Consider the following 23,651-nt stretch of genomic DNA (forward strand, 5'->3'; position numbering starts at 1 on the left):
CCGGTAACTATCAACATTTTATCAAATGATTTTGATCCAAATGGAGACACATTAGGTACACCAACAATTGTCACTCCACCAACAAATGGAACATTTAACCCTGTAACAGGAGTTTATACACCAAACCCAGGTTTTGTAGGAGAAGATACATTTGTTTACCAAGTATGTGATAACGGAACACCACAAGCATGTGATACAGCAGTAGTAACCATTACAGTAGTACCGACAAATACTACCAATGAAACTTATGCTAATGATGATGCTTACAATGGTGACCAATATCAACCAATAACTGGAAGTGTATTAGCTAATGATACAGATCCAGAAGGTAATACACAAACGGTTACATCGAATACACAACCACAACATGGTACAGTAGTGATGAATCCTGATGGAACATTTGTTTACACGCCAACAGGAGAGTACTCAGGACCAGACCAGTTTACTTACACTATATGTGATAACGGAACTCCTCAAGCTTGTGATACAGCGACAGTTTATTTAACTATAAACCCAGTAAACACGACAAATGCGGATAATGATATCAATAATACTTTTGTAAACGTACCAGTTTCTGGAAATGTATTAACGAATGATTCAGACCCACAAGGTCATACACAAACGGTAACAGCTTCAACTACTACAACGCCAGAAGGTACATTAGTATTGAATGCAAACGGAACGTACACATTCACGCCTGCAACAGGATTCACAGGGACATTTGTTCACACGTACACAGTATGTGATAGTGGAATACCTCAAGCATGTGATACAGCAACGTTGACAATTGAAGTTATGCCAGTACCTTGTACTACGCCATCATGTACACCAGTAAATGATGTAGTTGCAAATAATGATACTGCAACAACAGAGCAAGGACAACCAGTAATAATCAACATTTTATCAAATGATTTTGATCCAAATGGAGATACAATTGGAACTCCTACAGTAGTTACTCCACCAACAAATGGAACATTCGATCCTGTAACAGGTGTTTACACACCAAATCCAGGTTTCGTAGGAGTAGATACCTTTGTATATCAAATATGTGATAATGCTACACCACAAGCATGTGATACAGCAACAGTAACTATTACAGTAGAGCCAACAAACACTACAAATGATACTAATGCTAATGATGATGCTTATAATGGTAGTCAATACGAGCCAATCAATGGAAGTGTATTAGTTAATGATACAGATCCAGAAGGAAATACTCAAACGGTTACATCGAATACACAACCACAACATGGTACAGTAGTGATGAATCCTGATGGAACATTTGTTTACACTCCAACAGGAGAGTACTCAGGACCAGACCAGTTTACTTACACTATATGTGATAACGGAACTCCTCAAGCTTGTGATACAGCGACAGTTTATTTAACTATAAACCCAGTAAACACGACAAATGCGGATAATGATATCAATAATACTTTTGTAAACGTACCAGTTTCTGGAAATGTATTAACGAATGATTCAGACCCACAAGGTCATACACAAACGGTAACAGCTTCAACTACTACAACGCCAGAAGGTACATTAGTATTGAATGCAAACGGAACGTACACATTCACGCCTGCAACAGGATTCACAGGGACATTTGTTCACACGTACACAGTATGTGATAGTGGAATACCTCAAGCATGTGATACAGCAACGTTGACAATTGAAGTTATGCCAGTACCTTGTACTACGCCATCATGTACACCAGTAAATGATGTAGTTGCAAATAATGATACTGCAACAACAGAGCAAGGACAACCAGTAATAATCAACATTTTATCAAATGATTTTGATCCAAATGGAGATACAATTGGAACTCCTACAGTAGTTACTCCACCAACAAATGGAACATTCGATCCTGTAACAGGTGTTTACACACCAAATCCAGGTTTCGTAGGAGTAGATACCTTTGTATATCAAATATGTGATAATGCTACACCACAAGCATGTGATACAGCAACAGTAACTATTACAGTAGAGCCAACAAACACTACAAATGATACTAATGCTAATGATGATGCTTATAATGGTAATGGACCAACAATTACAGGAAGTGTATTGGTTAATGATACAGATCCAGAAGGAAATACTCAAACGGTTACATCGAATACACAACCACAAAATGGTACAGTAGTGATGAATCCTGATGGAACATTTGTTTATACACCAACTGTAGGTTATTATGGACCAGACCTGTTTACTTACACTATATGTGATAACGGAACTCCTCAAGCTTGTGATACAGCGACAGTTTATTTAACTATAAACCCAGCTCCAGCAATTGAGATAATAAAAGACAGTAGTTTATCAGGAAATGTTATTACGTACACTTATTCAGTTACTAATACTGGTAATGTACCATTAACAGGGATAAATGTATTAGAAACTGCGGCTAATTTTAGTGGAACAGGAGTTTTACCAAACCCAGTTTATGTGAGTTCTACTCCACAAGCAGGTTCAAGTTCAACTACTCTTGCCGTTGGAGCTACATCAACTTATACAGCAGCATATACATTAACGCAAGCTGATATTGATGCTGGATATGTATATAATTTAGCAACTGCAACTGGTAATGACCCTAATGGTGACCCAGTAACTGACGAATCTGAAGACCCTACTCCTTGTACAACTTGCCCTGTAGATCCTACTTGTCCTGATTGTACTATTGTAGAAATTGAACAAGAACCAGCTATAGCAATTGTTAAAGAAGCGACTTTTAATGACAATAATGGAGATGGTTTTCCTCAAGCCGGAGAAACAATAACGTATTCATTTACTGTGACAAATACAGGTAATATGTCTCTATTTGATGTTATTGTAACAGATCCTCTTCCAGGAATTGATTTAACAGGAGGTCCTATAGATCTTGCTGTTGGTCAATCAGATAGTACAACATTTACTGCAACTTACGTAATTACTCAAGCTGATATTTTATTTGGTTCAGTTGTAAATCAAGCAACGGCGAGTGCAGAAACGGGAAATGGTGAGTTAGTTGATGACTTATCAGATGATGACAGTGAATTAGAAGACGATCCAACAATTGTTATTTTAGAAGGCTGTAAGCTTACTATTTTCAACGCTGTTTCACCTAATGGAGATGGAAGTAATGATATATTCTATATCCAAGGTATTGAATGCTATCCAAACAATACCGTAGAAGTTTACAACCGTTGGGGAATAAAAGTATATGGAATAAATAACTATGATAATAATAGTAATGTATTTAAAGGATATTCTGATGGACGCGTTACTATTTCAAGAAATGAATTGTTACCAACCGGAACCTATTTCTACATCATCAAATATGTTGATTTGAATGGTAATGGAATTGACAAATCAGGTTACTTATATATTCAAAATAATTAATAAATAATTATGAAACAGTTAATTAAAAACAATAATACATTAACTATCCTGATGTTGCTATTTATAGCAACATTAGGAAATGTTAATCAGACTTTTGCTCAGCAAGATTCTCAGTACACCAATTATATGTATAATACCATTAATGTAAATCCTGCGTATGCGGGTAGTAGAGGTGTTATGAGTATTTTTGGAATGCACAGAACCCAATGGGTAGGTTTAGATGGTGCGCCTGTTACTAATGTAGCTTCGATAAACACACCTATTAACAATTCTAAATTTGGAATAGGCATATCGTTTGTGAATGACCGTATTGGTCCTTCTGATGAAAACACTATTTCAGCAGACATCTCCTATACTATTCCAACTTCGGAAACGTATAAATTGTCTTTTGGTATTAAAGGAACTGCTAATCTATTAAATGTAGATTATACTAAGCTTAATAGATATGACTTAACGGACCCTCAATTCCAAAATAATATCGACAATAAGCTTTCACCAAATATTGGTGCAGGTATTTACTTTCATTCAGATAAATTATATGCTGGATTATCGGTTCCAAATTTTTTAGAAACGGAACATTTTATTGACAATACCTCAGCAACTGCAAAAGAAAGAATGCACTACTATTTAATAGGAGGGTATGTTTTTGATTTAAGTGATAACATTAAATTCAAACCAGCTTTCTTAACTAAATTAGTAACAGGAGCTCCATTACAATTAGATTTGACAGCGAACTTTATGTTTAACGAAAAGTTTGTTTTGGGTGCCGCTTGGCGTTGGGATGCTGCCGTGAGTGGATTGGCTGGTTTTCAAGTTAATGAAAACTGGATGATTGGTTATGCGTATGATGCAGAAACAACCAAACTTGCTAACTACAACTCGGGTTCGCACGAAATCTTCTTACGTTATGAGTTTAAAGGCAACACAGAAAAAGTTGTTTCACCAAGATTTTTCTAAAAATTAAGATATGATAGCAAGAATAGTAGTTATAGTCGCAATATTACTAAAAAGCTTTTTAGTAAATGCACAAGAGGTTAAAATCAACAAAGCAAATAAGGACTATGAGCAGTTTGCATATGTAAATGCCATTAAAACTTATGAGAAAGTTGCCGAAAAAGGGTATAAATCTGCCGAAGTCTTTCAAAAATTAGGTAACGCTTATTACTTTCAATCTAAATTGGAAGACGCTAATAAATGGTACACCGAACTTTTTGCAATGAATCAAGAAGTGGAGCCTGAGTATTATTTTAGATATGCTCAAACACTAAAATCGGCAGGTGATTACAAAAAAGCTGACCAAATGATGGAAAAATTCTATCAGAAAAACGGAACAGATAATCGTGCAAAAATTAGTATGTCTCAAAAAGATTATTTGGCAGAAATTAAGAAAAACTCAGGTAGATACCGCATTGAAAATGCAGGAATCAATTCAGAATTTTCTGATTATGGAACAGCTTTTTATAAAGACGAATTGGTATTTGCATCAGCAAGAGATACAGGAAGTATCAGTAGTAAAAAACATAGCTGGACCAATCAATCGTATACCAATTTATATGGTGCAAAAGTAACTGATAATGGAAACTTTGAGTCACCAGAGAAATTCTCTAAAAGTGTAAGTTCTAAATACCACGAGTCAACTCCAGTATTTACGAAAGATGGAAATACGATGTACTTTACCCGAAACAATTTTAATAATGGTAAAAAAGGTAGAGATAGCGAGCGTACTATTTTATTAAAATTATACAAAGCTACTAAAGAAGGTGACAAATGGACCAATGTTACAGAATTACCATTCAATAGTAACGAATATAGTGTAGCTCACCCTTTTTTAAGCCCTGATGAAAAAACATTATACTTTGCTTCAAATATGCCCGGAGCAATGGGGAATAAAAAACAATCAGATATTTATAAAGTTACTATTTATGCTGGAAACAGCTATGGAACTCCAGAAAACTTAGGTGATAAAATTAATACCGAAGGTAGAGAAACATTTCCTTATGTTACTGACAATAACGAATTGTATTTTGCTTCAGATGGTCATCCAGGGCTGGGTGGATTAGATGTTTTTGTGACCCAATTAAAAGAGGATGGAAGTGTTGGAAGCATTAAAAACGTTGGTGAACCTGTGAATGGTAAAATGGATGATTTTGCTTTTTTAATTGACACTAAAACTAAAAATGGTTTTGTTTCTTCTAATAGAAAAGAAGATAATTTAGGTTATGATGATATTTATAAATTCACTGAAATTTTGCCTATTCCAAAAGATTGTGAACAATTTTTAACTGGAATTGTAGTTGATGATGCTTCCCAAGAGCCAATTGCTAATGCAAAAGTAATTTTATACGACTCAGTAGAAAATAAACTGAAAGAGTTAACTTCTGATGCCTCAGGAAAATATGACTTTGGTAAAGTAGATTGTGATACAAAGCTTAAAATTAGAGCCGAAAAACCAAGTTATAACACCAATGAAATCTTGGTTACAATTCCAAATGAATCAGGATTAACCGATTCTAAAGTTGCTTTAGAGTTAACTGTGAAGCCATTCAAGCCAGGTGATGATTTGGCTGGACCATTAGGAATCAAAATGATTTATTTCGATTTAGACAAATCAAACATCCGTCCTGATGCTGCAGTAGAATTAGCTAAGATTTTAATTGTTATGACACAAAATCCGACTATGAAAATTGACGTTCGTTCGCATACCGATTGCCGTCAAACAGCAACTTACAATCTTGCCCTTTCTGACAGAAGAGCAAAATCTACCATAGCATGGTTAATTAAAAATGGAATTGCAGCTGATCGATTAACCGGAAGAGGTTACGGAGAATTGGTTTTAGTAAACGATTGTGGTTGTGAACCAACAAATGCTTCTCCTTGTTCAGAAGATCAACATCAAAAAAATAGAAGAAGTGAGTTTATTATAATAAAAATTTAGTTTTTAGTAAATAATTTTTTTTAAATCTAAAATTAGCAATTAATTTAGAATAATTCATTTTGTACTCTCTTGGAAGAAGAAATTTTTTATTAACTATAATGGGCGTTATTAGTTTATAAAGCTAATAATTTCTTCTTCCTTTCTATTAAAAATAATTTTTGTAAAATATTTTTTACTTAGTTAACATAGAAAGAAAAAAAACACTAGATACACACGAAATGATTGAAAGAAAAAGAAAATAAATAAGATCTGCTAACAGGTCTTTGGCAGCCATTTTAAAGACACTAAAATATTTACTCTTGACTTATCTTACCTACATTTTAGCAGGAATTATTTTTATAAGTATTAAATTTAGTGCTTACAACATATCGCTTATTATACCTTTATTCCTTATATATAAATTTATGAATGATACACATTACAAAAAAGTAAAAGAATTAAAAAAAAATGAATGAAATAAATATGAATGAAAATTGTAAAAATTGTAGTGAAGTAATTGTAGGTAATTTTTGTTCAAATTGCGGACAGAAAAAATTTAAACGTATTGACAAAAAGTACATTTGGAATGAATTACAATACACTGTATTTCACACAAGCAATGGACTACTCTATTCGGTAAAGAATATTCTAAAAAATCCTGGCAAAACGACAAAAGAATTTATTGACGGAAACCGAGTAAATCACTATAAACCTATTTTATTAGTTTTTGTATTGAGTGGAATTGCAACTTTTCTTTCTTTTAAGGTTTTGAACCTAAAAGAAATTATGAGTACATATTTTTCGCAAGAACACATTAACTCAAATTTTATGAGTGATGTAATATTCTTTATGTCAAATTACAACTCAATATTAATGCTACTTTATATTCCATTATTTGCTCTGACAACAAAAATTGCTTTTAGAAAATGGGGACACAATTATTACGAACATATTGTTATGAATGCTTACATTCTATCGTTTTATACTTTGATAAGCATAATTTTAGTTTATCCAATTATGTTCTTTTTTAGACATTCACCAAGTGTATTTTATAATATAACTCAATTTTCAATTTTACTTGTTCCTATAATTTTGATATTGTTTTTCAAAGAATTTTACAAAGACAAACCTTTGAAAACTATTATTTTAAAAGTTCTCGCCGTTATAGGCTTGACAATCTTAGGTTATTTGATTTTTATTATTTTTGCAGTAGTTGTTTGGTTTGGAATAGCATTGATAAAAGGTCCAGAAGCATTGGAATATTTAAAACAGAAATAAAGAAGCTTCTGCTAATAAGGGTTTTACGTCATGCGGACAGACTTGCAAAATTCAAGTTCAGTTCTTCGATTGAACTTTTGTGCAAAACTGAACTTTTGTGCTTCGATTTCCCGCCCGAACGCAAAGCCCAGAACCGTTATCTCCATTTTACCGCAAAATAAACATATTTAAAATAGTATTATTTATGAGAAAATATCTGATTATTTCACTTCTGTTTTTCGCAAAAACTTCTTTCGCACAAAGTTGCAAGTGCGATAGCATTTTTTTACAATCAAAACAAATTGTAAAAGATAATTATGCCGGTTGGTATGATAAAGTAAACTCAAAAAATCTTATCGATTATAACAATTGGACAACCAAACATTATTTGATGTCAAAAGAAATAACCAATGACAGTGTTTGTGCCAAACAATTACAAAATTGGATTTCATTTTTCCAAGATAAACATTTAAGAATTAAATATAGTAAACCAAAATCAAATATAAATTCTAATATAGAAAACAAAAAAATTCAAATTCATTCTACCGATTTGACAGAAAATCAATTGACTGATCATTTAAAAAAAACAAAAAAGCTTGACCCTATAGAAGGAATTTATGAAAATTCAAGTTATAAATTGGCAGTAATACAAGTGAAACCAAACCTGTTTTACGCTACAATAATTGAAACCAAAAATGAAAATTGGAAAGCAGGAGAAGTTAAATTGACTATTAAGAAAATTAATAAAAAATATGTAGGCACTTTCTATGAAGGCGACAAATCTGATTTTTCTGAACATAATGTTCAAATAGTTGATAATATTCTTGATTTCGATATCGTTTTTTATGAAAAAACATTTCCAATAGTGAAAACAAAAAGAGATATAACGGAATATGAAATGTCGAAAGACAAATATGCTCCAAGTTTAAAATTTAAAGAAAATGTAGCCATTTGGAAATTTCAATCATTTGAAAATAACGCATATGAACAAACAGAATATTTATTAAAAAAATATAAAGACAAGTTAGAAAGCACTTCTTATTGGGTATTAGATTTAAGCAACAATAGTGGCGGAGATTATAGTATTGGTTTACAATTGTTAGATTATATCTATACAAAACCAATTTTAAATTATAATTCAGAAATGCGAATGACACAATCAAATTTCGAAAAGTGGTATCAATTTATAGAAGAATATTATGAAAATGCAGACGCCAAAACCAAAAAGGCACTTGACGAAAGAATGAGTAAAATGAAAGCTCATTATGGTAAACTTTATAATGAGAGTGGAACACAAACAGACACTTTAAAACTTGATAAAGTGAAAATTAATCCTAAAAAAATAGCATTATTAATAAATGAAAATACAGTAAGTAGTGGCGAATTGTTTACAATGGTAGCGAGACAAAGCAATAAAGTTGAAGTAATGGGAACAAATTCAGGTGGAATGATGGACTATGGAAATATTGTGCATTATAAAACAAACTGTTCAACAATTCGCATTCAACTACCAACCAATAGACAACTTTGGTTAGACACAGGATTTTCTGTGGACAAAGAAGGACTTAAGCCAGACATTTATTTAAAAGGCAATGATTGGACAGAACAAGCAGTAAAATTAATAAAAGAATAAAAACAGCATATAACAGCAGTTTTGCAATAGGAAAAACTAAACAAAAAAAAGCAGCTCCTGTAAAATCAATATTTGAGTTACTCAGTACATATAAAAATTGTAAGTAAGAAAGAAAACTAAACCTAAAACCATATCTCTAAATCACTTTTTTTGTGTAGTTTATAAAAATTTACCCGTCTTTTAAATCAAAGGCTTAGAAATTCCACAAATTATTGAAGCGGAATTAGTTATGCACAACTATCAAAAAATATAATCAATTTTTACAATCTGATTATAAAAAACCTTTGTACAACTTATGAATTGAGATTAATAAATGGAATATTTTCAACACAATTCGACTAAAGACATTTCTACTCGTAAAGTTTCCATTACAATATGTATTTTCTGTACTTAAGAAAAAATTCTTCTTATTTCTAAGAGTTTCTTTATTGAAGTTTTATATATTTCAAAGTTAAAAATCCACTTAGTTTTTTTATCTAATTCAGTTCACATTACTTGCTGATGATTTGCATATATAACCCATAATCATTTCTACACACAGAACTTTTACTTCTACATCAATATTAAAATCAAGATGAGGATACTCTTCTTGATTTTCAATCGGGTCATTATTATCAAATATCTCCCTGATATTTCTGATATGAAAAGCATCATGGTCCTCCTCTACCCAACTTTCTAATAATGCATTATATTTCTCATTTCCTTCAAGGATGGAATAAATTAAATAATCAATTCTGATTTATAATTAAATACTACATAGTTATAAAAAGAACTCTTTTCATCTAATGAAAATTATCTCTCCTACTTATATATTCTTTATATAAATCTTCTATAAAAGCTTCATTAATCTCTAAATCAGGTCGAAATTTCCTGAACCATTCTTTAACCTCTTTTTTACTTATTTCTTTACTCATTGTCTTAGTTTTCAAAATTAACATTATTTGAAATTTTGAAGTTTTTATCTTCACCAATATTTGATATTATATTTTTATATTCCGTTTTTGAAATGTATTGTAAATCTGAAAAAATCAAATACATAATATGTTCAAATTGAAAAATAAAATAATAAAATACCGCTTTACTCAATTTAACTTCATCCTTAAACTCAAATAAGTCCTTTAAGATTTCAGTTTGACTTATGAATGTACTTTCTTCATCAAATGACAAGTTATCTTTCATTATATAAATGATGGTCGTTGCGCCTATATATGCATCATTTTCAACGATATTATAATAAACTTGTGCTCTTTGTTCATCAGACAATTTAGTTAGAAAATTGTAAATTCTATTTGTAAAGAAGTAATTTTCTTCAATTGCTTTCTGATTGGTTGTTTGAGTAGATTCAATAAAATTTTGAGATAATTTTTCATTCTCAGATTCAAATCCTGGTGATTCAAATTTTTCAAATAATAATAGATTTACTAATGGGATAAAAACATTGAATTTTTCATCTTTCGGTCTGAAGTCTTTTTTCTCGTTCATAGGTTACAAAAAAATGCGTGAAGCAATAGTCAACTGTCAAAGAGGTACTCGGAGACCCTAACAACCAGAAGACTACGCCCACGCAAGTATTTTGCACAGGCGTAAGTCTATTAAGTTTGGTTGTTAAAGAAGATTCCGAGTTTTCTTTGACCAAATTAATAGCTTACGCGATTAAAATTATTTTTCTTGGTACAAACTTAAGAAATGTATTGTGAATTTTAATCAAGTTTTGAAGATAATATTTCATTTATTTTTGAAAAATTTACTTGATTTCTTAATAATATTAATATATGCTATTTAGGTATTAATATTATTAATATGTTTTTGATTTTCAATTAGTTAAACAAAAAAATATTAAAAAAAATTTGTGAATTTAATTCGAATTTAAATACATTTGCCGCTGAAATTTAAACCCCTAAAAAGTGAAAATAAAAACATTAGAATATCGAAAACATGATCAGATTGCATTCTTAGATATTAGATCGAAATACTTTGCTAATAATGTAATTACTAAAGAACCAATACTACTTACAAGCGATGAAATAAAATCAATGATTTCTTTGCTTTTTTGCATTAAATTTCATTATCCAAATTTCACAAATAACGATATAGATAAATTAAACATTATCCTTGTTGAAAAAGCTCCTCTATTCAATATAACTAGAGATTTTGGAAGACATATGATTGAAAATCTTGATAGATATTATACTGGATGGTTAAATCATATTGAGAAAAATCCATTTCGTTTTGATAATATATTTAAAAATAATGAAATTATCGATTTTGTAGAAATGGCTTTATTGGACCACATGAGCATTAGGAATTGGGAATTTGGAAAGTTTTTCATCCAGGAATTTTCAAAGATTATTATTAATCCTACTATATTAGAAATAAGGTCTTTGGAAATTAAAAGCGTTTTGGAAAAAGAGAACAATTATTTAATAAAAATCGGAAAAAAGATTTCAGAATCTAAAGCCAATCTAAAAACTCACGAATCATTACTTCTTGTGTTTGCTTTACGAGAGAGAATTATAAAAGAAAAAATAGTCCCCTATTATAGTTATGCACTGACTAGTTATATTGTAAAAGAGAATGCTTTTGAATTGAGTTTAAAAATTAATATCTTCAAAGAATCTTTAAACAGAAGTTTGAATTTTAAATGGAGTAATGGCAAAGGAAAAGGAATATGAGGCAGTTAATTGATAAGAATTTATCAGAAGTAATAGAAATAGTAAATAAATATGAGAAAAACATTCGTGAAATCTCTAGAAGTGATAAAACATTTAACATTAAAGATTTAAAATCTTTTCATGAAGATTTGCAAGAATCAAGTCCATTGCTTAAAGGCTTTATGATAAAAATGCAAGAATCATTATCAAGAAGACGAGCTTTAATTGTTATCTTACAAGAATACTTTTTTAAAGAAAGTGTATATCCTGAAGATATGATATTTGAGTATTATGAAAATAAAGCGAATAGTAGATTTATTATTGATAACAGAAATAAAACAAATTTCAAAACACCACAGGAAACGCATCCAAAAAAACCACGTGAATATTATGAAGATAATAATCATAAAATGCATCAATATATAAAATCGTTAGAATTGTTATGTCTCTTACCAGATTCTTATTTTGATAAAAAAGAAGCTATTGAACCTTTTATTAAACTTTATCATGATCTAATTGATAAGTAGATTATTTTATATTTAAAAAAATGACTTTTTAAAAATCTTGCTTAATTAAATTTGCTTAAACTCGAATTTAATTAAGCTTTTTTTTTTGAACTATTATAAATTGCAATCTTAAATAAGCTTAGAATAATTTCATTTTTTTATTTCTATTCAGCATTTTCTTTTCCCTTATTGTTTTAAAATACTTTCCTTAAAAAAACAAAACAAACTCCTACTCTACTTTAACCCTAACTAATCGGGTAGTCATGAAGCAAGCCATGTTTTTGATAGCAAAAACGTTCCCTACAGTCACATGGCTTGGCAGGGTTGCACCCCACACCCCGCTTTAATTCAGTATAATGGTTAGACGAAATATTTTATTTAATTCGTAAAATCAAGAAACTAAATTTTTTATAATTCAAGTTTTGAAGTAACATTTTAAAAATGATTTTTAGAATTTTATTTAACAAAAATCAAATTTTACCGTACATAATTTTTATGTACGGTAAACCGTTTTCGCTATCTTTTACTCCTCTAAATTTGTCTTGTTATTAGAATTCAAAATGAAAATTTTAACGATTTCATTTTAATAAAATTCTGAAAAATTATTGAACAATGGCAAGACCAAAAAAAACATTCGAGAGTTTAAAAGTTTTACAAATTAACATTCGTGTTACACTTGAAGAGCAACTCATTTTGGAAGAATTTTCAAAATTATACGGAGTGAATGTTGTAGAATTTATTAGAATAAAAGCTCTAAAAAAACAACTTCCAAAACATATGATGTCTGGAATTAACAGAGAGCTTTTAATTGAATTAAGCAGAATTGGAAATAACATTAATCAATTAACTAAAAGGGTAAATCAAAACAACCCAAACCTTAATGGATTAAAAGATGAATTGTACTATTTAAGTGAATCGCTAAATCAAATTAAAAAACAACTTTTAAATGATAGCAAAGCAGATTAAAGGAAAAGATTTCTATGGTGTATTGGCATACAATCAGAAAAAAGTTGACAAAGAACAAGGTTGCATTATTGATTCGAATATTTCGCCAGGTTCAGTAGTTCAACAGACAAAAGAGTTTAATATCGTTCGACAACTTCGACCCAATTTAGCAAAAGTAGTTTATCATACATCTTTGAATTTACCCTACTCGGATAAACTCACAGATGATGAGTTTGGAAATTTAGCTAGAGACTATTTGGAAGGAATGGGCTTTGATGATAACCAATACATTGTTTATAAACATACTGATCAAGATCATTCTCATATTCATCTGGTGGCTAATAGGGTTAAGTTTTCAGGAGAAGTTGTTTCGGATTCACAAGATTATAAAAGAAGTGAAACACTTATTAGAGAACTTGAAAAAAAATTCAAGTTGACACAATTGATTCAAAAGGAAGAATCCAATATTTTAACAAAAGGGGAAATTGAGAAATGTATTCGTACTGGCGAAGCCCCCGATAGGTTACAACTTCAAAACATAATAACTGAAACTTTGAAACAAAATCTATTACTAAACGAGTTTATTGAAAAACTCAAAGAAAATGACATAAACACCAAATTAAATACTAGTTCAAGTGGAACTATTTCTGGGATTTCATTTGAATATAAAGACACTACCTACAAAGGAAGTAAAATACATAAAAATTTATCATGGAATAACTTAAAACTTAAACTTAAAGATGAACAAGACAGAAACAATAATCTTATTTCAACGATTGATATCGGAAATAGAGAAACTAGAGAAGAAACAAAACGAACTATCAGAACAACTGAAACAAACAGGCAAAACGATAGTAGACAACCAAAAGGTAATTTGGGGGAAAATACAAGAAATGAAATAAATAATAAACCAAAATTTAGATTTAGAAGATAATTAATATGAAAGCAGAAACTGCATACCAAGTAATACAAGCACTTCCAGAAACGGAAGTAGCTCGCTTGTATACTATGCTTCGTGTGCAATCTGCTTTAATACCTAAACCCAAAATAGCTACAAAAAAGAAACAATTGATTTCAGATGCTGAGGCTACGGAGTATTTGTTGAGGAAGTTGAGGAAGGGATGAAAAACAAAATTAAAATTGCAAATATGTACTCTTAAATTTTTAAACGTTATAAATTTTTTCAGACTAGCACTACAAACTGCATATTTAAGTTAGCTCCCAATGATACCCCGTAAAAATACCTAGTTCAAAAACCAGGTATTTTTACGTATTGTATAGGTATTACTTTTCTCTATATTTGAAATTATATTGTAAAGTTAGAATTATAAAATATAAAAAAATTAACAACAACAATTTAACTCAACATAAATGAAAATAGAAAATATTTTTTTGCATCACATTGATGTTAAAAACAATTCAGTAAATAACATTAAACTTGATGGGACTTCGATTAATTTAAATGTATATATTGATTCTTTGGTAAAAGAGATTTTAGAACAACCGAATAAAAGGGAGTATAGCTTTAAAGATGGTAATACTGAAATAAAAAATTCTTTAAAATCAATATTAGAGAACATAGAAAACCTTGATGATTTAATATTAAATAACGCAAAAAGATTACTTGAGAAAGAAAAAATATCTCAAGAAAGAATGAATAGATTAGATATTGAAATTCAAAAAGGTAGTTTACTACATTTGCATTTTGTTACTGATAATGTTAATCAAATAATAATTTGCAAAGTAGAACACGATGAAGTCCTAAGTGAAACTAATTTTGATATTATCAAAGGGCTAAACACTAAGAAAAAGGTCTTTAAAGCCATATTAGTTTATTTTGACGATAGTAATAACATTACTTTTAATTATGTTTTTGACAAAAATTCTAGTAAATATTGGTGGGATGATTTTCTAGAATTGATTCAAAAAAACACAGATGATAAGAATACTGAACTTTCATTAAACGAAATTGATAAAGTTTTAATTCCTCATAGAAAAAAATTCTATGCAGATTTTTTAATTTTAAGAAATTCAATGATTGGACATTATAGAAATAAAGACAAATTTAATTTTACAGAGTTATTAGATGAAGTATTTAAAAATTATACGCCTATTAATCCAGAGTTCCCAAAAGATAAGATAATTAAAAGATTAGAAGAATTACCATCAAAAAAAGGTTTTGACACACAATTTGTAATCACAAAGAAAAAAATAAACAAAAAGGTACAACATAAAATTAGATTAGACCATAATCTATATCTTAATATTGATGATTATGTTGAAAATCTTAAAAACATAATTGAACCTATTGAAGAAAATGGTTCAAAGTATTTGAAAATATTGTCATCTGAAGGCTATGACCAATTAAAAGATTTATTAAAATGATAAAATTAATAACTGACTTCTTTCCAACAATAAATATTTTAAGTGACGTAGATAATCTTAATAATTATGAGTTAAAATATACTGGAAAAGTTGACTGTAGCCTAATTAAAAAGTTTAATCAAGAATCTTACAATTTATTTAATTCAGAAATTATAAATTATGACTATGAATGGAACTTTGTAATTGATGAAATCAATTATTCTATTAGTCAGTCAAATTTTATCATTATAAATATTGATGATTTAGAAGATTTAACAGAATTAAATATTAGTCTACAAATATTTAAAAAAGGAATCAATGTTATTATTTTTAATGAAAATGAATTCATAAAAAACATCGATAACATAAATCTTGAAGATCTTCTTAAAATATTTTCAAATAAGTTCTCAAATGGAATAATTTTTTATAATAAATTTGATGAAACTAAATCGTCATCATCATATATTGGATATAATCAAAAGTTAATATCTAAAAACATTAATGAAATTGAATATAAAATAAGTAATCAATGTCACTTTACTAATTTGTCTGAATTTAAGTTTTCTCCTAATGACTTTAATTTGAATGAAACAACTAACAATATTGCTTTAGTAAACATAATAAATAAAATCTACTTTGCATTTATACTTGTACATATTTTTGATAAATCAGAATTTAAAAAAAACAATATAAATTTAAAGATTAGTGGCTTTAAAACACTTGAATTTGAATTTGGATTTGATAAATTAAAAACCGATTCGTTACAAATCTATGAAAAGGTTTTTAATTGGATTTACTCCGAAAAAAATAAGATTGAAGATAAGATTGGAATAGCAAGAAACATACTTTCAATTTATCTCAAAGAAAATAATATTGAGATTAATGAAAACACTTTCAATTCAATATTATCAGCAAACAACACTTATATAAAAGGTAATATTTCTAAATATATTGAAGCTAGAAATAAAATCCATGAACAAGTTGAACAAGTTTCAAATAAAGTTAATTCTTCATTAGAAACTTTCTACAGCAATTTTCAAAAATCAATCTTTGTTTTTATTACATTTTATCTTACTATTTTTGTTTTAAAAGTTTACACAAAAAGTGACGTTACTTCATTAATAAATAAAGAAGCAACAATTATGGCTCTTGGACTTTTGCTTTTATCATTTCTTTTTTTATTGTTTTCGATTTGGATTTTGTCACTTGAAAAAAAACGAATAAATCAAAAATATAATAATATTAAGGACAGAAGTCTTGACTTACTTTTAAAAGAAGATATAGATATTATTCTTAAAAATGATAATGAATATAATGATGAAATTGAGTTTTTAGATAAAAGAAAAAATCTTTATATTAAATTATGGGCTTCTACATTAATAATATTTTTAGTAGTGCTTTTTACTACTTCCGATTACATTAATTTCAAAAACTTAAAAAATAACAAATCGATTGAAAAAGTTGAACCCTGCAAGTCTAATAAAAATTGCTACAAAAAAAACAACCCAAAACCTATCCCAACAACAGCTAAATAGTTAAAAAATAACACAGTAACACTATTTAAACATAACAAAAACTTTTAACCTCAAATGTAATTGCTAACAAGCGCTTATTTCAAAAATCGAGTGAGGTTGATTTAGATTTTTTTTTAGAACAAACTTAATTGTGTTTCAACTTTTGGATGAAAAGTACCAATTATCATAAATGGATTATGTGAAGTGTAGTGAAATAATTGTGATGTACCTAAATAAAAATGCAAATCTTTTGTTTTAGCAAAATCCTCGAAATATTTATTTTTAACATCCTCGATTGCTTTGGCCTCATTACCTTCATGGCGGGCTAAACTATTCCAAAATAGTTGGCCAGTTTCCCAATCTTCAATCATCATATTACTAATCTTTCCATTACAATCTTCAAATTTAAATTTAAATGTATAAGGTAGTTTTTGAACAACTTCGAAAGGATTTTCTGGATGTTCATATTCAAACATATTGGTTTGATCTCTATTTGCTTTCAATCTATCAATTTTTTTCTTATCCCATTCTCTTTCAGCATTTTCTGCAGTAAAACCAAGAATTTTGGTTGGCTTAAAAACCGCTAAAGAAGTACAAATGTTTTTATTTTTAGCCTCTGCAATTAAATCAGTCATATTTGTATGAACTCTATTTAATGCAATTTTTTTTCTATCTGACCAAGATCTATCTTTACCTGTGTCTAGATGCCCTAAAATTTTTATTTCACTATCTATTGAATAAGGTCTAAAACTTTCACTACGAAAATCACTTCTGTTTTTAACTAAATCAATTTCTATCCAATCATATTTCTTAAATTGCTCCTCGTATGATTTTTTCCTAAAAGGGATTGGATATATTCTAATCCAAGACCCATCTTCCAAAAAACCAGCTGTACAAACTAATTCATCATACTTACCTGAAATAGTCGGATATGTTTTCACAGTGATAAGTACTTTAGTTTTAGCCATTTTATATGTGTTTTAGTTCATAATTAAATTTAGGATTGCTCTTTATTGATTCAGATAATGGTTTGCGGTGACATTGACAAATTTCTGCTTCAAAACAAGTTAGAGCAATACGATTATATTTTTCTAGTAATGTTATGATTTTTTCTTGATAACTCAAAGTTACCTCCAATGTTGTTTTCTTATAAACATCAAATAAAGCATCATAATCCTCTTGAGTATTTAATTCTTGTCTTTGATTAGAATCTATACCTACTTCTGGAATATGTATATATTCAATACCTAAACTTTCACAATATTTTTTCAATAAAGTCTTACTAAATCCAAATTTCATACTTAATGGATTCTTTCTTACATCAACTAATAACTTGATTTGATTTTGAACTAATTTATTTAAATATTTCTCTAAAGAAACTCCTTCATAACCTATTGTATATAAAATACTTTCCTTTAATTTTACTTTTAAAGAATTTACTTTGTTAATTTGAACATTATCTAACACTTTCTCCGCAATGGTACTATTTATTGCATAATAAGGAAAATTAATATAAGTGTGTTTAATTAATTGATTTCGATCCATACTACCATATAACTGTACTACTTCTTGAATTATCTTTTTATCTTCAACTTTTAAAGTCTTTAAATAATCTTCACTTGAGTCTTTAATAAAAAAATATTCGTTTTCAGACAAACTTCCATTCTTGACCATTGTAACTAAATCTGCATTTGCAGAAAAAGAATAACAGCCAAATTTGTATGGAATAAATTCATATTCAGGATTTTTCTTCTTCTGACTATATAAAAACAACAACTTTTGTATACGCAGCTTTTCTAATTCACCACCCAACAATTGTATTAACGCTAAAATAATTTTTCTTCTATAAAACATTTTGCGAAATTAAGAATTTACAATCATAATTTCACTTTATCATTTACTTTAATTTAAATAATAATAATATCTAATTATAAAATAAACATCACTTTATCAAATCACTATAATCCTCAGGTAATTCTGCATCTATATCTCTTAAGTACTTCTCTAAAGCTACCATTGTATCATGACCAGTAATTAACATTAACCTGCTTTTCGTTTCAAATGGAGTTAGCGTTTTTCGCATTTCACGATAAATTTTTGTAATGAAAGTATGTCTAAAAGAATAAATTCCATATTCACTCCCTAAAGCAAAATAGTCTTTATCACCATCTTTGGCTTTCTTAGTAAATAAATCTTTCACTTCTTTGAATTTCTTTGTGAAATAATCTCTTCTATTATCATCAGTAGCTTCCCAATTTGATGGTTCCCCTTTTGGAGTAAAAATAAAATCTGATGGACTGTACTTTGATAAAAAAGCTAATTCTTCCATCAAGATATTTGGAATGATTTTTTCTTTAACTAATTTGTTTTTAGCTTTAACAGTCAACGTTTGTTCTTTAAAGTTAATATCTTCAACTTTCAAACGACAAACTTCAATTGGCCGTAAAAAGTTATAAGAAACAAACTTGATAAATAATAACAAATTAGGATCGTTCTTTTGTAGATATTCATAAATGAACTCTAACTTATTTTCTGAATAACTCTTGTTTCTTTTTGGAGGAGCTTTTAATAGTTTCAATTTAGAAACAAAGTTTAAAGGAATAATATCATTATCCTCAAAAAGTTGAAACATAGTTCGAATATCCGTTCTAGTGTTATTTCTATTTCTTGGACTAGAAGTATCTAAGACTTGATTTAAATAATCCATCACTACACGCTTATCGACGGAAGTAATAAATCTATGAGTAAAACCTTTACTTTCTAAATAAACTTCAAAACGTTTGATTCTAGATTTAAAACGAATAAACGAATTATCATTCATCGCACTCTTTTTTAAATTCAATCCAAAAGCAAATGCGTCCTTTACAGACATAATTTCAGTTTTCACATCGTCTTCGGACTCGTATGGGTTATAACCGTCCTTTAAAATCCTTGATAAGTTTCTTCTGTAGGTTTCTAAAATTTCTAATCGTTCTTCTTTAGTTTTATAATGATTTACGCCACCCTTAATAAAAGATTGCTTTTCTAATAAATCTGTTTTAGGGTTACGATAAGAAAAATAAACAAACCATTGTTTCTTTAATGCTTTTTCTTTTTCGTCATTAGAATATTTAGACCATTTTGACACCTCAATGCCACCAGTATAAATTTTAGGTTCGGTATATTTTCTTTTAGGCTTCAATTCAAAAACGTTTACTGTTTCGTTTACTGATGCCAAGATATGAAGAATTTTGGACATAAAAAAAAGGCTTTGAAAGTATTCAAAACCTTTTTTTTTCTAGCTTTACAAGCTTTTCTAATTTAGTAGCGGGAACAGGACTCGAACCTGTGACCTTCGGGTTATGAGCCCGACGAGCTGCCTACTGCTCTATCCCGCGATATATGTTTAAATCAATTTGTCAATTCTAAGAACTAATAAGAAAATCTCTTCCTTAATTCGAGTGCAAATATACAACCATTTTTGGTTCTGGCAAGTAAAACTTAAAAAAATATTAAATTATTTTGTTGTAACTAAAAAACAAGTACATTTGTATTGTTAAAAAAAACACATCAGTGCTTAAAAAAATATTCCATAAACTATTGTTTATCACTCCACTATTAGGATTGATACTATCTTATGCAACAGGAATAACAACTACTTCAATTGAAATAAACGAGGAAACAAGTTATGTTCAATCTGAAAAAAATACCTTAAAAGCACTTTCTTTCTATCATGAAATTGAAGAAAGCAACGATTTTTCCGATTTCTATTACGAAGAATCAGAACTGGAAAACGACTTTGAATTTGATTGGCTTACTTTCATATCTAATTCGGAAACTTTCACTTCTTCTGTTACCGAAAATCAAAAACTTTATAACAAAACCTCTTTTTGCCTCCTACAAAAAAGCACACCTCTGTACGATTTATTCTGTAATTGGAAACACCACCTAAGTTAAAACAATAGTTACAACCATTTGCTAATTAAGCAAATTCACATTGTTATTAACTTAATTTAGAATATAATGAATTTAACTTCATTGCGATTTGTGGAAGAAGCAACTCTTCACAAACTTTCGCATTTTCTACCCGCACAAAATCCGTTGAAAGACTTTGTGCATCATAACACATTACATGCTTTTCAGGACAAAGACTTCTTTACTGCCTTACAAGAATCATCTGAAATATTTGGTTATAAAACGTTTTTACCGCTTTCTGATTTCAGAAACAAGCTAAAAAACAACCAAATAAACTCAGAAATTCTAGATAAAATTATTTATCAGAAAAAAGGAGAAGACCACTTTTCAACTTGGAAAGAAAATGTTTTACAAAAAAATTACGACGAAGCCATTCATCCTAAGATTGGAAAACTTAGAAGTCTTTGGAAAGAAAAATACGCCATAAACTTAGACAAATCTACACACGGTATTCTTTTCAGAATCTTATGTAGTTATTTAGATCAAGGTATTTCAGTTTGGACATTTCCAGTTCATAAAGACGGGTTTTTAGCTTCCATAAAAGAATTAGATAAAAATGGTGTTTTTAGTATTTTTTCAACGGCAAGAGCTAAGAAATTACTAGAAGAAGACACTTCTATTTATAAATTACTTCAAATTTTAGTTGGAGAAGGTTTGTATTTTGAAAATTATCTCTTTGATCAACAATTTTCTCATCCAGGTTGGAGCGGTATGATTGCAACTTTAGAAAGCAATCCCACTTCACTTTTAGATGAAAGAAAAATAACTTTAAAAGAACTTATTACTTTCGAATTACTTTTAGAAATTGATGCATTAGATAAAAAATTTGGTGAAAACTGGGAACCACTTATTTCTAAAATCACTTTTGATGCCGAAAATTTATTTTCTCAATCTCCTTATTCTGAATATTTTGAAGTGCTTTCCATTTGGCAAGAAGCTTTTGAATGGACCTTTTACAACCAAGCCTTAACAGGTTTACAACATAAAACAAGTGTAAAAACGTCAAAAGAAACTACAAAATTTCAAGCTTTCTTTTGTATGGACGACAGAGAATGTTCATTACGTAGACATGTTGAAGCTTTAGAGCCTAATGCAAAAACGTTTGGAACTGCTGCGTTTTTTAATTTCGAATTTTTCTATCAACCTATAAATGGAAAATTCTTTACCAAATTATGTCCAGCACCTGTCACTCCAAAATTTTTAATTAAAGAGTTGCCAAGAAAAAAGAAAAGCGCTAAAGATTATCATTACCATAAAAAATCGCATTCTTTAGTATTTGGCTGGCTTATTTCTCAAACTTTAGGGTACACCTCAGCGTTTAAATTGTTTTTAAATATTTTTAAACCGAGCATGTCACCAGCCACTTCTTCTTCTTTTAAACATTTGAACAAGAAATCGCAATTAGTTATTGAAAACACCAACCCAAAGGAAACTATTGAAGGTTTACAAGTTGGTTTTTCAGTGGAAGAAATGGCAAACCGAGTGGAAGGTATTTTAAAAAGTATTGGTTTAGTGGAAAACTTTGCACCTCTTGTGTATGTGGTTGGCCACGGTGCAACAAGCGTAAACAATACCCATTTTGCCGGTTACGATTGCGGTGCGTGTAGCGGAAGACCAAGTAGTGTGAATGCGAAAGTATTAAGCTTCGCTGCCAATCATGTAAAAGTTCGTGAAATTTTGGCTGAAAGAGGCATTGTTATTCCAGCTGAAACTCAGTTTCTGCCCGCTTTACATGATACCACTAGAGATGAAATTGTTTTTTACGATGAAGAATTACTTTCTGTAGTAAATACTTTTTCACATAAAGAAAACAGCAAAACATTCACAAATGCCTTAGCCAATAATGCCAAAGAACGCTCTAGACGATTTGATACCATAAATTCTAGCGAAAGCATTTCAAAAGTACATGAGAAAATAAAAAATCGTTCGGTTTCACTATTTGAACCTCGACCTGAATTAAATCATGCAACAAATGCCATGTGTATTGTTGGAAGAAGAAGTGTTTCGGACCATGTGTTTTTAGACAGACGTTCGTTTATGAATTCTTTTGATTATAAAGTTGACCCAAAAGGCGATTATTTAGCCGGAATTTTAAATGCCGTTGCCCCAGTTGGTGGTGGAATTAATTTAGAATATTACTTTTCTAGAGTCGACAATCATAAACTTGGTGCGGGTTCCAAATTACCTCATAATGTTATGGGATTAATTGGAGTTGCGAATGGAATTGATGGCGATTTACGACCAGGTTTACCTAGTCAAATGATTGAAGTTCACGATCCATTACGATTATTAATTGTAGTAGAACATTTTCCTGAAATTGTAAAATATGCCATAACAAAATCTCCTGCAACTTACGAATGGTTTATCAATAATTGGGTGAATTTAGTTGCCTTACATCCAGAAACTAAAGAACTATACCGTTTTGTGAATGGTGAATTTGAAAAGTACAAACCTGTTTCTTATAACATACAAACTATCGATAATTCTTTGGAATATGCGATAACGAGTTCGGAAAATTTAAACATAACTCTAATAAAATAA

Annotated in this window: 18 protein-coding genes and 1 tRNA gene; 13 read left to right on the forward strand and 6 right to left on the reverse strand. The window is 29.4% G+C overall.

Annotation, left to right across the window (positions count from 1 at the left end):
- From UEQ13_RS01455 to UEQ13_RS01475, 5 genes are all read left to right on the forward strand, one after another.
- Positions 1-3,372: Ig-like domain-containing protein (locus UEQ13_RS01455; protein WP_329804577.1), on the forward strand; the 3,372-nt coding region annotated here is incomplete at its 5' end.
- Positions 3,373-3,423: 51 nt separating this feature from the next.
- Positions 3,424-4,329 (forward strand): PorP/SprF family type IX secretion system membrane protein, encoded by a 906-nt coding sequence (locus UEQ13_RS01460; protein WP_329804645.1) that lies wholly within the window; start codon positions 3,424-3,426, stop codon positions 4,327-4,329.
- 10 nt (positions 4,330-4,339) lie between these two features.
- Entirely contained in the window at positions 4,340-6,307 is a 1,968-nt protein-coding gene (locus UEQ13_RS01465) for an OmpA family protein (protein WP_329804578.1), read from the forward strand.
- A gap of 447 nt (positions 6,308-6,754) precedes the next feature.
- On the forward strand, positions 6,755-7,564 hold the full coding sequence (locus UEQ13_RS01470; protein WP_329804579.1) for a DUF3667 domain-containing protein: 810 nt from the start codon (positions 6,755-6,757) through the stop codon (positions 7,562-7,564).
- 184 nt (positions 7,565-7,748) lie between these two features.
- Entirely contained in the window at positions 7,749-9,176 is a 1,428-nt protein-coding gene (locus tag UEQ13_RS01475; protein ID WP_329804580.1) for a S41 family peptidase, read from the forward strand.
- Between the two features lie 782 nt (positions 9,177-9,958).
- Here the strand turns inward: UEQ13_RS01475 and UEQ13_RS01480 are convergent.
- Together UEQ13_RS01480 and UEQ13_RS01485 are read right to left on the reverse strand one after the other, a co-directional pair.
- Positions 9,959-10,090 carry a hypothetical protein gene (locus tag UEQ13_RS01480; protein ID WP_329804581.1) on the reverse strand — a complete coding sequence of 44 codons (132 nt, stop codon included), beginning with the start codon at positions 10,088-10,090 and terminating at the stop codon, positions 9,959-9,961.
- A 4-nt stretch (positions 10,091-10,094) separates the two neighbouring features.
- Positions 10,095-10,658, reverse strand: coding sequence for a hypothetical protein (locus tag UEQ13_RS01485; RefSeq protein WP_329804582.1), 564 nt, complete (start codon positions 10,656-10,658; stop codon positions 10,095-10,097).
- 422 nt (positions 10,659-11,080) lie between these two features.
- Here UEQ13_RS01485 and UEQ13_RS01490 point away from each other — a divergent pair, with 422 nt between their 5' ends.
- From UEQ13_RS01490 to UEQ13_RS01515, 6 genes are all read left to right on the forward strand, one after another.
- On the forward strand, positions 11,081-11,848 hold the full coding sequence (locus UEQ13_RS01490) for a hypothetical protein (RefSeq protein WP_329804583.1): 768 nt from the start codon (positions 11,081-11,083) through the stop codon (positions 11,846-11,848).
- A complete protein-coding gene (locus tag UEQ13_RS01495; protein WP_329804584.1) occupies positions 11,845-12,354 on the forward strand; it encodes a hypothetical protein in 510 nt (169 codons plus the stop codon). The genes UEQ13_RS01490 and UEQ13_RS01495 overlap by 4 nt, the downstream gene beginning before the upstream one ends.
- 591 nt (positions 12,355-12,945) lie before the next feature.
- A complete protein-coding gene (locus tag UEQ13_RS01500; protein ID WP_329804585.1) occupies positions 12,946-13,299 on the forward strand; it encodes a plasmid mobilization protein in 354 nt (117 codons plus the stop codon).
- A complete protein-coding gene (locus UEQ13_RS01505) occupies positions 13,280-14,212 on the forward strand; it encodes a relaxase/mobilization nuclease domain-containing protein (RefSeq protein WP_329804586.1) in 933 nt (310 codons plus the stop codon). The genes UEQ13_RS01500 and UEQ13_RS01505 overlap by 20 nt, the downstream gene beginning before the upstream one ends.
- Before the next feature lie 437 nt (positions 14,213-14,649).
- The gene (locus UEQ13_RS01510) at positions 14,650-15,663 is read left to right on the forward strand and encodes a nucleoid-associated protein (protein WP_329804587.1); all 1,014 of its coding nucleotides are present in this window, start codon (positions 14,650-14,652) and stop codon (positions 15,661-15,663) included.
- Entirely contained in the window at positions 15,660-17,177 is a 1,518-nt protein-coding gene (locus UEQ13_RS01515; RefSeq protein ID WP_329804588.1) for a hypothetical protein, read from the forward strand. Before UEQ13_RS01510 ends, UEQ13_RS01515 begins: the two co-directional genes overlap by 4 nt.
- A 113-nt stretch (positions 17,178-17,290) precedes the next feature.
- Here UEQ13_RS01515 and UEQ13_RS01520 read toward each other — a convergent pair whose 3' ends face one another.
- The 4 genes from UEQ13_RS01520 to UEQ13_RS01535 all read right to left on the reverse strand — a co-directional run bounded on the left by UEQ13_RS01520 (position 17,291) and on the right by UEQ13_RS01535 (position 20,533).
- On the reverse strand, positions 17,291-18,124 hold the full coding sequence (locus tag UEQ13_RS01520; RefSeq protein ID WP_329804589.1) for a hypothetical protein: 834 nt from the start codon (positions 18,122-18,124) through the stop codon (positions 17,291-17,293).
- A gap of 1 nt (position 18,125) precedes the next feature.
- Positions 18,126-19,010 (reverse strand): DUF488 domain-containing protein, encoded by an 885-nt coding sequence (locus tag UEQ13_RS01525; protein WP_329804590.1) that lies wholly within the window; start codon positions 19,008-19,010, stop codon positions 18,126-18,128.
- 88 nt (positions 19,011-19,098) lie between these two features.
- Positions 19,099-20,373 (reverse strand): tyrosine-type recombinase/integrase, encoded by a 1,275-nt coding sequence (locus tag UEQ13_RS01530; RefSeq protein ID WP_329804591.1) that lies wholly within the window; start codon positions 20,371-20,373, stop codon positions 19,099-19,101.
- An 87-nt stretch (positions 20,374-20,460) separates the two neighbouring features.
- Positions 20,461-20,533 (reverse strand) — tRNA-Met (locus tag UEQ13_RS01535).
- A gap of 175 nt (positions 20,534-20,708) precedes the next feature.
- Between UEQ13_RS01535 and UEQ13_RS01540 the strand changes: the two genes are divergently transcribed.
- Together UEQ13_RS01540 and UEQ13_RS01545 are read left to right on the forward strand one after the other, a co-directional pair.
- Positions 20,709-21,092, forward strand: a complete 384-nt coding sequence (locus UEQ13_RS01540; protein WP_329804592.1) for a hypothetical protein — start codon at positions 20,709-20,711, stop codon at positions 21,090-21,092.
- Between the two features lie 66 nt (positions 21,093-21,158).
- The gene (locus UEQ13_RS01545) at positions 21,159-23,651 is read left to right on the forward strand and encodes a YbcC family protein (protein ID WP_329804593.1); all 2,493 of its coding nucleotides are present in this window, start codon (positions 21,159-21,161) and stop codon (positions 23,649-23,651) included.

This window comes from Flavobacterium facile, assembly GCF_036321945.1.
In the GTDB taxonomy this organism is placed as follows: Bacteria; Bacteroidota; Bacteroidia; order Flavobacteriales; family Flavobacteriaceae; genus Flavobacterium; species Flavobacterium facile.